This is a genomic window from Janthinobacterium sp. BJB301 (assembly GCF_002735685.1).
GTDB lineage: Bacteria > Pseudomonadota > Gammaproteobacteria > Burkholderiales > Burkholderiaceae_D > Janthinobacterium > Janthinobacterium lividum.
This window is the reverse complement of the sequence record NZ_PDZJ01000003.1, coordinates 453134-465328: the sequence shown is the minus strand read 5'-3', so window position 1 is coordinate 465328 and position 12195 is coordinate 453134. Positions and strand designations below refer to the sequence as shown.

General features: G+C 58.2%; 6 protein-coding genes. 5 read left to right on the top strand and 1 reads right to left on the bottom strand.

Translation table 11 applies throughout. The features are described 5' to 3' along the window. Positions 1 to 26: 26 nt before the first annotated feature. The 3 genes from corA (at position 27) to CSQ91_RS21375 (ending at position 5619) form a co-directional block, all read left to right on the top strand. Positions 27 to 992 carry a magnesium/cobalt transporter CorA gene (corA, locus tag CSQ91_RS21385; RefSeq protein WP_034760218.1) on the top strand — a complete coding sequence of 322 codons (966 nt, stop codon included), beginning with the start codon at positions 27 to 29 and terminating at the stop codon, positions 990 to 992. A gap of 134 nt (positions 993 to 1126) precedes the next feature. Beyond that, positions 1127 to 2500 (top strand): GAF domain-containing sensor histidine kinase, encoded by a 1374-nt coding sequence (locus CSQ91_RS21380; RefSeq protein ID WP_092611818.1) that lies wholly within the window; start codon positions 1127 to 1129, stop codon positions 2498 to 2500. Positions 2501 to 2802: 302 nt separating this feature from the next. Then, on the top strand, positions 2803 to 5619 hold the full coding sequence (locus tag CSQ91_RS21375; RefSeq protein ID WP_254672132.1) for a TonB-dependent receptor plug domain-containing protein: 2817 nt from the start codon (positions 2803 to 2805) through the stop codon (positions 5617 to 5619). A gap of 77 nt (positions 5620 to 5696) precedes the next feature. On the opposite strand, the gene CSQ91_RS21370 is transcribed toward CSQ91_RS21375, so the two are convergent. After that, the gene (locus CSQ91_RS21370) at positions 5697 to 7328 is read right to left on the bottom strand and encodes an NAD(P)/FAD-dependent oxidoreductase (protein ID WP_099389539.1); all 1632 of its coding nucleotides are present in this window, start codon (positions 7326 to 7328) and stop codon (positions 5697 to 5699) included. A gap of 415 nt (positions 7329 to 7743) precedes the next feature. Between CSQ91_RS21370 and CSQ91_RS21365 the strand changes: the two genes are divergently transcribed. Next, positions 7744 to 8532 carry a tetratricopeptide repeat protein gene (locus CSQ91_RS21365; RefSeq protein WP_143451077.1) on the top strand — a complete coding sequence of 263 codons (789 nt, stop codon included), beginning with the start codon at positions 7744 to 7746 and terminating at the stop codon, positions 8530 to 8532. A gap of 590 nt (positions 8533 to 9122) precedes the next feature. Further along, positions 9123 to 12188 (top strand): TonB-dependent receptor, encoded by a 3066-nt coding sequence (locus CSQ91_RS21360; RefSeq protein ID WP_070280965.1) that lies wholly within the window; start codon positions 9123 to 9125, stop codon positions 12186 to 12188. Positions 12189 to 12195: the final 7 nt, after the last annotated feature.

The following is a 12195-nucleotide window of genomic DNA, read 5'->3' as shown; positions in this document are numbered from 1 at the left end:
GGTGTTAACTTGAACTGTGGAATAGCATGCTCATAAACTGCGTGGCCTACCAGGATGGCAAAAAACTGGCCGACTTGCCGATCGACGATATCAGCGACTACGTCGAGCGCCCCGATTGCTTCGTCTGGGTAGCCCTGCTCGACGCTACGCCGGACGAGCTGAAACAGATGCAGCACGAGTTTTGCCTGCACGAACTGGCGGTGGAAGACGCGCAACGGGGTCACCAGCGCCCGAAGATCGAGGAATATGGCGATTCCCTGTTTGCCGTCGTGAAAACCGTGGAAATGGTCGAGAACGAACTGGTGCTGGGCGAAGTCGACATTTTCGTGGGCGCCAATTACGTGCTTTCGTCGCGCAGCAACAGCTCGCAAGGGTTCCTTGGCGTCCGAGCGCGCGCCGAGCGCGAACCGCATCTGCTGCGCCAGGGCTCGGCCTTCGTGCTGTACGCGCTGATGGACGCCGTCGTCGACCGTTACTTTCCCGTGCTCGACGCGCTGGAATCGGAGCTGGAACTGATCGAGGACCGCATCTTCGACCGTGGCACCGAGCGCGACAATATCGAACGCCTGTATCAATTGAAGCGCAAGGTGATGGTCTTGCGCCACGTGGTGGCGCCCCTGATGGAAGCGGTGGGCAAGCTGCATGGCGGCCGCGTGCCGCCGCTGTGCCACGATACCCAGGAGTATTTCCGTGACGTGCATGACCATCTGGCGCGCATCAACGGCACGCTCGACACCATCCGTGACACGATCAGCACGGCGATTCAGGTGAATCTGTCGATGGTGGCCATCGACGAGAGCGAAGTGAACAAGCAATTGGCGGCCTGGGCCGCTATTTTCGCCGTGTTCACGGCGTTTGCCGGCATCTGGGGCATGAACTTCAAGTTCATGCCGGAGCTGGACTGGCATTATGGCTACCCGGCCGCCGTGGCAGTGATGAGCTGTGTCTGCGGTTATATGTATTACTTGTTCAAGCGTTCCGGCTGGCTATAAAAAATTCCTGTGTATCTGTATTATTAAACAATAGCCAGGGGTACAATCGCGGCAGGTCCGCTGGGGCGGGCCATGGCTGAGAGTCGCCGCGCCGGCAAGTGTGCCTGCGCTTCCGGTGCTGCGCAGGAGCATTCATGAGTATTCCGTTGTTTGATGTGAATTCGCAAGAACCCCTGTTCGATGCCGAGCAGCGGCGCACCCTGGCGGAAGCTGCGCTGCGCTCGATTACCGCCTCGACGGCGCATGCCCGTGGCGACGACTTCCTGCGCATCCTCGTCAAGGACCTGGCCGAAGCGCTCGACGTGCACTATGTGATCGCCGGGCGGCTGGTGCGCCTGGACGACGGCAGCGAAGGCATCCGCACCCTCGCCCTGTGGGGCGGCGATGGCTACCAGCCGAATATCGAATACAGCCTGCAGCACACGCCTTGCCAGGACGTGACTTGCCAGAGCATGTGTTTTCATGGCAGCGACATCCAGCGTCGCTTTCCATTCGATAGTCTCCTCGTCGACATGCGGGCGGAAAGCTATGTCGGCATGCCGCTGATCGATACCGATGGCAAGACCCTGGGCATCCTGTCGGCCATCGACACGCGGCCCATCGATGAAAACAAGCGCTTGCTGGCGCTGCTGCTGCTGTCGATCTTCTCGGCGCGCGGCGCGGCCGAGCTGCAGCACCAGGAGCGCACCCAGCAGCTGGAAGAAATCGTGCGCGTGCGCACCGAGTCGCTGCTGGCGGCGCAAGCGAACCTGATCGAGCAGGAACAGATGGCGGCGCTCGGTTCGCTGGTGGCCGGTGTCTCGCATGAAGTCAACACGCCCATCGGCGTGGCGCTGACGGCGGCGTCGAGCATGGGCAGCTATGCCGACCAGCTGGTGCAGCTGCTGGGCGGCGCCAAGGTCAGCCGCGCCGAACTGATCGACATTGCCGAATCCTTGAAAGGCGCGGCCGCCCTGGTCGAGCGCAACCTGGCGCGCGCTGCCGACCTGATCGGCAATTTCAAGCAGCTGGCGGTGGACCAGGTCAGCGAATACGTGGCCGACCTGGCCCTGCACGACTATGTGCACGGCCTGGTATCGGCGCACAGTCCGGAACTGCGCAAGGCTGCGCTCGGCGTGGAACTCGATATCGCCCCCGATTGCCAGGTGCGCCTGGCGGCCGGCAAGCTGTCGCAAATCCTTTCGAACCTGCTGATGAACAGCGCCCGCCATGGCTATCCGCAGGGTGGGCCGGGGCGCATCACGATACGCGCGCGCATCGAGGCGGATGACACTGATGCGGCTGCGCGCTGGCTGCTGCTGGATTTTTCCGACGACGGCATCGGCCTGGCGCCGGCCGTGCGCGAGCATATGTTCGAACCGTTTTTCACCACCAAGCGGGGCCAGGGCGGCTCCGGCCTGGGCATGCACATCGTCTACACGATCGTGCAGCAGCTGGGCGGCCAGGTGTGCGCCATCGACAGCACTCCCGGCTGTCATATACAGATCAGGCTGCCGCTGGCTGGCTGACGCCGCGCGGCTTCCCGGGCTCCCGGGAAAGGCCGCCCTGTCCCTTTTCATCCCTGCTTTTCACATGTTGTATGTACGCCATACGCATGCTGAGTTCTGTTGACACTCATATTGTTGCTGTGATTCTATGTAGTTGTCTAGTTGACTTTTAGTCGCCTGGAGTCGCTCTGTACAACTGTCCCAGCGAAATTCGCGGCACTCGATCGCAGTGCCATGCGAGGCGTTTCCTTTAGATGAACGAGTGCAATCCGGGTCGCAAATCCGGAGTCATATATAACCGTACAAATGAAAAAGGGTTCACCATGCTTAAAGAAACCGTCATCTCTCGTGCCGTTCGCATCGTCTGCGCCGGTGGTGTAGCTGCCGCCATGTCCGTTGTTTCGCAGTCCGCGATTGCACAAGATGCACAGGCTGCCGATACGCAGATCCAGCGCGTGGAAGTCACGGGCTCGTCGATCAAGCGCATCGCCGCCGAAGGCGCCTTGCCAGTCACCGTCCTGACCGCCGAAGCCATCCGCACCTCGGGCGCCACTTCGGTCACCGATCTGGTCAAGAAACTCTCTTCCGCCCAGGGCGCCACCAGCGAAAGTTCCTCGGTTGGCGGCAGCACCTTTGGTTTCTCCGGCATTTCCGTGCATAACGTGGGTGAGACGCGTACGCTCGTCTTGCTGAATGGTAAACGCCTGGCCCAGTTCGGCGGCCAGACGCTGACCGGTTTTGCCGCCGGTTTCGATTTGAATTCGATTCCCATTTCAGCCATTCAGCGCGTCGAACTGCTGACTGACGGCGCCTCCGCGCTGTACGGCGCCGACGCCATTGCCGGCGTGGTCAACTTCATTACCAAGCACGACACGACTGAAGGCGATGTGTCCATCGGCTATTCCGCACCAAAAAACGGTGCGCGCGAGAAACGCATCAGCGCCACCAAGGGCTTTGGCAATCTGGAAGACGATGGCTACAACGTGGTGCTGACCTTTGGCCACGACGAGCGCGACAAGCTCGCTTCCGTCGACCGCAAGTTCGCCAGCACGGGCAAGGTGCAATTCTCGGCCAACGGCAAGCGCTATCAGAAGCAGCAATTCTCCGCCAGCCCGATTCCGGCCAATGCCACCGATGACAATGGCCAGTTGATCAGTCCTTTCCAGAAGAGCAACGGATCCTGTCCCGAGAAGACGTTCCGCGTGATCGAACCGTATAACGATGGCAGCGGCCTGGTTGATGACTACTGTGGCTACGATTTCACCAAGGATCTGGAAATCTATCCGGAACGCAAGCGTGACAACTTCATGGCCTCGGGCACGTTCAAGATTGCCGGCCACGAAGTGTTTGCGGACGTGCTGCTGTCGCGCACCAAGCAAACCTCGCGTATCGCGCCCGTCCCTGGCGCCATTGCCGTGGATGCAGGCACGCCCCTGCATGACAAGTATTTATTGCCAATCGGTATTACTGGCGACAGCACGGCTTTTTACCGGCTGTTCGACATGGGCCAGCGTACCTCGAAGGATACGGCTGACTTCGCCAGCGTGGTGGTCGGTACGCGCGGCGTCGCTGCCGGCTGGGACTACAACGCCTCGTACAACTTCTCGGAAAGCCGCGTAAAAGGCAGTATTTCCGGCTATCCTGGCGCCATCGCCGTCAATAATCTCACGTCGAGCGGCTTGCTCGACCCCTTCGTCGGCCCAGGCAAGCAGTCCACTGCGGCGCAGGAAGCCATCAAAAGCGCCACCTTCTCCGGTTATTGGGATGGCGGCACCTCGCGCCTGCAAACCATCAATTTGAATGGGTCGACGGAAGTGCGGCGTCTGGCTGGCGGCGCCATGATGTTGGGCGTGGGCGCCAACATCAACCGCGAGGAATTCTCGGCCAAGCCGAGTCCGTTTGCGCAAGGCATCCTGGCCGATCCCGTAAAAGGCACTTTGTGCGGCGGTACGACGGGCCTGGAATGCGACCAGCGTTTCGGCGACGCGGCCAGCAGCCAGCCATACAGCGCCAGCCGCACCTCGAAGGGCATCTTTGGCGAAGTTATCGCACCTGTGCTGAAAGAACTGGAACTGGGCGCGGCCTTGCGTTTCGATGACTTCTCGGACTTCGGCGGCGCCACCACGGCCAAGGCCAGCTTCAAGTGGACACCGGCGCCCACCTTGCTGATCCGCGGTTCGGTCGGTAATGGCTTCCATGCGCCGACCGTGCCGCAAGTGAATGCCTTGCAGCGCGGCTATGGTGTCACCAGCGACAAGTACACGTGCTCGCCAGCCTTGCAAGCCATCGCCACGCGTCTGAATGCACAATGCCAGCCAGGCAATCGCCAGTACGATCAGCTGGCCGGTGGCAACCGCGACTTGCAGCCCGAGAAATCGAAACAGGCGACCATCGGTTTCCGTTACGAGCCGATCAGCGCCATCACCCTGGGCGCCGACCTGTGGCATGTGCAGATCCGCGATTCCTTCGGCCAGCTGACGGAACAGCTGGTATTCGCCAATCCGGCCAACTTCCCGAAATCCTGGGGCGTCAACAAGGACGTGGGCACAGGGACGACCTACCTGGCCTTCCTGGCGGATAACCAGAACCTCGGTAAATCGTTTGCCACCGGTGTCGATATCGACGTCAGCGCCCGTTACCGCTCCGGCATCGGCCTGTTCACGTCGCAGCTGAACGCGACGCAGATGCTGCGCGAGGATGTGCAGCTGGAACGCGATGGCCAATATTATTCGGCATTGGGCAACTTCGCCGATCTGGGCACGGTGACTTTCCGCACGCGCGGCCAGTGGACGAATACCCTGAAAACGGGCAACTGGGCCAATTCGCTGACGGTCAACTTCCTGTCCGGCTACAAGGACCAGGAAACGTCGGTCGACGTGCTTGACGCTTCGGGCGCAGTGACGGGCCAGGAAAAGATCCGCATGAAAGTGGGCTTCTATTCGACGCTCGACTGGCAAACGGTATGGACGCCCAGCAAGAGCTGGGTCCTCACCGCAGGCGTGCTGAACCTGACCGACAAGAGCCCGCCATTCGTGCCATCGACGTCCGGCGCGAACCGCGGCCAGCAATTCGGCTATGACGACCGCTACTACGATCCGCGCGGCCGCACTGGCTACCTGAATGCCTCGTACAAGTTTTAAGCAGCGCGCAGGCGTAAAAAAACCGGCACATGGTGCCGGTTTTTTTTTCGTCCTGCTGCAGGGCGGGGACAGCGTGCTTAGCCGCGCGCCGCCATCGACAGGGCCACCGCTTCAGCCACCTTGATGCCGTCGACGGCCGCCGACAGGATGCCGCCCGCATAGCCGGCGCCTTCACCCGCAGGGAACAGTCCCCGTGTATTCAGGCTTTGCAGGTCGTCGTCGCGGCGCTTGATGCGGATCGGCGAAGAGGTGCGCGTTTCCACGCCCGTCAGCACGGCGTCGGCCTTGTAATAGCCCTTGATTTGTTTGTTGAACGCAGGAAACGCTTCGCGCAGGGCCGTGATCGCGTATTCGGGCAGCGATGGGGCCAGGTCCGTCAAGTGTACGGCCGGCTTGTACGACGGCACCACGCTGCCAAATTCGGTCGAGGCGCGGCCTGCGACGAAGTCGCCGACCAATTGCCCTGGCGCATCGTAGTTGCCGCCTCCCAGGGCAAACGCACGCTCTTCCAGTTCGCGTTGCAGGGCGATGCCGGCCAGCGGGTCACCCGGGTAATCGGCCGGCGTGATGCCGACCACGATGGCGCTGTTGGCGTTGCGCTCGTTGCGCGAATACTGGCTCATGCCGTTCGTCACCAGGCGACCCGGTTCCGACGCGGCCGCCACCACCGTGCCGCCCGGGCACATGCAGAAGCTATAGACGGAGCGGCCATTGCTGGCGTGGTGCACCAGCTTGTAGTCGGCCGCGCCCAGGATCGGGTGGCCCGCGCTGGGGCCGAAGCGGCAACTGTCGATCAGGGATTGCGGGTGTTCCACGCGGAAGCCGATCGAAAACGGTTTCGCTTCGATGTACACGCCGCGGCGGTGCAGCATCTCGAAGGTGTCGCGCGCGCTGTGGCCGATGGCCAGCACGACGTGGTTGCTGGCGATGGTTTCGCCATTGTCCAGCACCACGCCACGCACCTGGCCGCCATCGGCACCCGGCACGATGTCGAGATCGACCACTTTGCTGCTGAAGCGGTATTCGCCGCCCAGCCGTTCGATATTGGCGCGCATTTCTTCCACCATCTTGACCAGGCGGAAGGTGCCGATGTGCGGTTTGCTCACGTACATGATTTCTTCAGGCGCGCCCGCCTTCACGAATTCCGTCAAGACCTTGCGGCCGTAGTGCTTGGGGTCCTTGATCTGGCTGTACAGCTTGCCGTCCGAGAAGGTGCCGGCGCCGCCTTCGCCGAACTGCACGTTCGATTCCGGGTTCAGTTCGCGCTTGCGCCAGAAGCCGAAGGTGTCGACCGTGCGTTCGCGCACCTGCTTGCCCCGCTCCAGGATGAGGGGGCGCAAGCCCATCTGCGCCAGGATCAGCGCCACGAACAAGCCGCAGGGGCCCGTGCCGATGACGATGGGGCGCGGTTCATTGGTGTGGCCGGCCAGCTGTTCGCCGCCGGCGACGAATTTATAGTCGGTGTCGGGCGCGGGCATCAGGTGCACATCGTGCTGCAGGCGCGCCAGTACGGCGGCCTCGTTCCTGACTTCAACGTGCAGCGAGTAAATCAGCACCACGGCGCTGCGCTTGCGCGCGTCATAGCTGCGTTTGAAGACGGTAAAGCCGAGCAAATCGGCGGCGGCTATGCCCAGGCGCGCCAGGATGGCGGCGGGCAGGGCCGCTTCGTCGTGTTCAAGGGGGAGTTTTACTTCGTTGAGTCGCAACATAATGATGAGTCCAAGGTTGGGGGCTGTCTAGGCCCCATGGTGAATGCGTGTTGTACGGCAAGGCGCTATTTTACCCGCACTCCCCGGACTATCGGCAGTGAGCTGCGATGGCAAAGTATGGATTGTCAACGATTTTTTGGTGGAAATGACAATGTGGCGTGGAAGGGATGTAATTTATTTGCAACAAAATTCGCTCGTGCGTAAATTTTTCAGCCTCTCTTTATTGCCGTGTGGCACTCTGTAGGCATGCCTGAGTCTGTATTTTTGTGTGATTTTCAATCAATTTAAAATTGCAAAATAATAAATTGTGACTTAGGATTAACTGCTGATGTGCGGGCCCGTACTGATCTGGCGGTAGGTGTCTTCAAGTGATCAGCCAGGGTTTGAATCTCTAATTTTCTTAACGGGCGTGAAGATGAAAAAATTAACTTTGGTCATGTTGCTGCTGGCAGGGTTCGGGGCTGTGCATGCAGATGAATTGAGCGATGCTCAGAAATTATGGGAAAACAAGGATTTTTACAAATCCTTTCAGATATTTAATAAATTAGCCGAGGCGGGGAATGTGAATGCCCAACTTCAGCTCGGTGAAATGTACGGCTTTGGCGAAGGGACGGCTGAAGATACGGAAAAGGCCGCTTACTGGCTGAAGCAGGCTGCCGCCAAAGGGCATCCGGAAGCTGCCGCTTCGCTCGCGCTGGTGCAAGAGCGCAAAACCCATCACGCCGATATCGCCTACTACACGACGAGCTTTGACGGCGGTAGCGCTGCGTACTCCCGCTACGGTTGCGAGCGCCCTCAAATTCCCGCGAAATCGACGAGCAATGAAGACATTCGTAAAGTGAATGCCAAGATCAATACCTGGACCGAGTGTTATGGGCGCTTTATCGTCAATTTGCGCAGCGTCGCTCCTGCGGATAAAACCATCAAGCCGGAAATTCTCAAGCTGATGAATAATGAAGAATTTAACCGTTCCGCTGCGTTGATTAATAAAGTCTACGGCAATATCTTGGCGGAAGCGGCAGCGATAGAACAAAACATTTCCAATGAAAGCAGTGCCTGGAAAAAATCGACTGAATTATATGCGGCCGAATATGACAAGAAACTGGTCCAGGATAAAATAACATCGGATAATGAAATACGAGTATTGGAAACTACCAGAAGAAATATGGAACATTCCATGTTCACGACTTCATATAAGAAATAAGAAATAAGAATCCGTACGCTCCTGCAATGAAACGCGGAAGTGGAGATCCAAGGGAATGTTGTATTATTGCAACGTCAAGGTCTCCGCTTCTGTTCTTCCCCTTTCCTTTCCCCCGGCGCTATCGCGCCCATCTGCAACCTGCCTGCACCTATGTTGCGCTGCCACTTCGGTGCATTTGCGCAAGGCAAAAACGTCTCAAACCCCATGATTGAGCGCGAGCTGAAGTTGGTTTTTCGTATATACATATTCTTTATTTTGCATTGCACCAAAGTGGTGCGCGCATGCTCCATTTCAGACACCTGTTCCTGTCGAAACTGCCCCTCTGCGAGTTGTTGCTTTTACGCACAAGTCACAAGCTATTGTATTGACACTAATGCAGGCAATATGGTTTTATGTATTGCTTAAGCGAATAATTTTTTCTAAAACTATTCGTTTGGGGATCTGCGCTATCAGTGTGGGTTGAGAGTGAAATTAATTGAAAACTAAAACCGGAAATAAAAAACGTATTGAACATGATTTAGTGCTTAACTTTGCCGGGTCTCTCTATCAGAGGTACCCCATAACACTTAATATAATAATTAGGAAAACACATGTTTAGAAAAACTGTTTTAGTACGCGCGTTGTCCATCGCGTTTGGTGCGGCAACCCTGACCGCTGCCGTGGTTCCTGCAGCCATGGCTCAATCGAACGCTGCCGGTAATATCTACGGTAACGTCGAAGCCGCTGCTGGCAGCACGGTTGTTCTGTTGAATACGGACACGGGCGCCAAGCGTATCGTGGTGCCTGACGCATCGGGCCGCTATTTCGCCACCGCCTTGCCACCAGGCCACTACAAAGTGGAACTGGTACGTGATGGCCAAGTCAGCAAAACGGTCGAAGTCGATGTCCTGGTGGGCCAGGGCGTGGATGCCTCGTTTGTCACAGCAACGGCAGCTCCCGGCGTGCAAGCGGTTCAGGTTACTGGCCGCCGCAACCGTATCGACGTCTCCAGCTCCAACAATGGCGCGACCTTTACCGCCAAAGAATTGGCCCGTCTGCCTATCGCGCAAAACGTTGCGGCGATTATTCAGCTGGCACCAAACACCACCCGTGCCGACTCGCGCTACGCGGCCGGTGCATCCTTCGGTGGTGGCGGCGCGTCTGAAAACGCGTACTACATCAATGGTTTCCCTGTTACCAATCCGCTGACACAGCTGGGCGCATCGGAACTGCCTTTCGGCGCGATCGCTCAGGCACAGATCCTGACCGGCGGCTTCGGCGCCGAGTTCGGCCGTTCGGTTGGCGGCGTGGTCAATATCACCACCAAGAGCGGTACGAATAACTGGGAATTTGGCGCCAGCGTCAGCATCGAGCCGGACAATCTGCGCGCGAAATACCGCGACAGCTACTACCCAGTAACGGGCCGTCCGGAAAATGCAACGACCGATGGCACCCTGTTCCGCCGCAACTCGGAAAACAGCAAGACTGAAAAGACCTACGGCGCTTACGTCGGTGGTCCGATCATCAAGGACAAGCTGTTCATGTTCGCTGCGGTAGAAACCAAGAAAACCGACTGGGAGCGCATCAACGGCACCCGTACCTCGGCGTCGAATGCAGCCACCGGCTTTGCATCGAACCAGGATACGATCGACCGCTACATCGCCAAGTTCGACTGGAACATCACGGACAATCATCGCCTGGAAGCCACCTTCCTCGGCGATGAAGGCAAGTCGGACCGTCAACTGTATGCGTATGACTACGTAACCGCTCTGCGCGGCGCGCAAACGGCATCGCAGCACTATACAAATGATGCAACGTTCTCGCCTAACGTCGGCGCCGAATCGCAAATTCTGCGCTACACGGGTAATCTGACCGATGACCTGACTGTCACCGCCGTGTACGGCGAAAGCAAAACCAAGAACAAGAACCGCTTTGATGCAGTGGGCAGCGCTCCTGCGGATATCTTCTCGATCACCGCGCCTTCGAATGCCCGTGCACCTGGCCTGAACTATTCCAGCCCGCAAGTGCTGAGTGGCGTGATCCCAGGTGATGATGCGCAAAGCAAGATCAAGTCGTCGCGTATCGACTTGGAATACAAACTGGGCAAGCACACGATTCGTGGCGGCCTGGACAACAACAAGCTGTCGTCCGTGAATGCGGGTGATGTGCAAGCTGGTGGCGGTCTGTGGACGTACGGCAAAGTTGCCAATCCACTGGCAGCGACCAACTTCGGCGGCGGCTATCGCGTGCCGGTGGCCAGCGGCGGCGGCCTGGGTACCCAGGGTTACTATGTTGGCAGCACGCTGTACAACACGCTGACCAATGCGTTCTCGGACCAGTCGGCTCAGTACCTCGAAGACCGTTACCAGGCAACGAAAGACGTGCTGGTGACCGTTGGTCTGCGCAGCGAATCGTTTAAAAACAAAAATGGTGACGGCGAAACCTTCCTGGAAATCAAGAACCAGCTGTCGCCACGTCTGGCTGCTGCCTGGGACGTGCATGGTGATGCATCGTTGAAAGTGTACGGTAGCGCTGGTCGTTATGCCGTGCAAATCCCGACCCACCTGGCCGTGCGTGGCGCAAGCCGCTCGCTGTTCACCAACCAGTACTACACCTATACCGGTACCGATCAGTACGGTCGTCCGACGGGTCTGAAGGCTTTGACGCCTGAGTTCTCGACAAACAACGAACTGGGCCAAGCGAAAGATGTCAAGACCCTGAGCGCGATCGATATCAAGCCGACGTACCAGGATGAATTGACGGTCGGTTTCGAGCAAGCCTACTCGCCTAGCTTGAATTTCGGCGCCAAGGTCACCTATCGCAAACTGCGTCAAACGATCGATGACTTCTGCGACGACCGTCAGATCTATGCTTTCGCTGCCGCCAAAGGCATCGATACGTCGAACTACGGCGGCTTTAACTGCGCTTCGTTCAATCCAGGCGAAGACAACAGCTTCTGGGTCGATTTCGCTGGTACGCAATCGAACTACACCCGCGTCGATCTGAAGGCTGCCGATATCGGTTTCGAAAAAGCCAAGCGTACGTACACCGCAATCGATCTGTTTGCGGAACATCCGATGCGCAATGGCTGGTATGGCCGTATCAACTACACGTGGTCGCGCAGCACGGGTAACACCGAAGGTCAAACCCGTTCGGACAATGCACAAACCGACGTGGCTGCAACTTCGAGCTGGGACAACAAAGAGCTGATGATGGGCGCGGATGGCTTGCTGCCAAACAACCGTACCCATCAGATCAAAGCGTTCGGCTTCTATGAGCTGACGAATCAGATCAGCGTCGGCGGCAATGCCCTGATCGCTTCGGGTCGTCCACGCAGCTGCTTCGGTAACCGTCCTGACCTGCCAGCCGACGTAGCGAACTACGGTTCGGTCTACTTCTACTGCGATGGCAAGGAAGCACCACGCGGCACCTTCGGCAAACTGCCATGGGATGTGCGTTTCGATGCCAACGTGACCTACCGTCCAGAGCAAATCAGCGGCCTGGCTTTGAAAGTGGATGTGTTTAACGTGTTTAACAAACAAACGGCACAAACCATCGACGAAACCTACAACGTTGCTCGTGGTAACTTCAACGTCAGCCAAACGTACGGCCGCGTCATCAGCTACACCGCGCCACGCGCTGTGAAACTGACCGCAGAGTACAACTACAAGTTCTAATCGACTT

What these genes read in the sequence shown, in the direction of transcription:
- corA (WP_034760218.1), top strand. Translation starts at nt 27, where the DNA reads ATGCTCATAAACTGCGTGGCCTACCAGGATGGCAAAAAACTGGCCGAC.
- CSQ91_RS21375 (WP_254672132.1), top strand. Translation starts at nt 2,803, where the DNA reads ATGCTTAAAGAAACCGTCATCTCTCGTGCCGTTCGCATCGTCTGCGCC.
- CSQ91_RS21380 (WP_092611818.1), top strand. Translation starts at nt 1,127, where the DNA reads ATGAGTATTCCGTTGTTTGATGTGAATTCGCAAGAACCCCTGTTCGAT.
- CSQ91_RS21365 (WP_143451077.1), top strand. Translation starts at nt 7,744, where the DNA reads ATGAAAAAATTAACTTTGGTCATGTTGCTGCTGGCAGGGTTCGGGGCT.
- CSQ91_RS21360 (WP_070280965.1), top strand. Translation starts at nt 9,123, where the DNA reads ATGTTTAGAAAAACTGTTTTAGTACGCGCGTTGTCCATCGCGTTTGGT.
- CSQ91_RS21370 (WP_099389539.1), bottom strand. Translation starts at nt 7,328, where the DNA reads ATGTTGCGACTCAACGAAGTAAAACTCCCCCTTGAACACGACGAAGCG.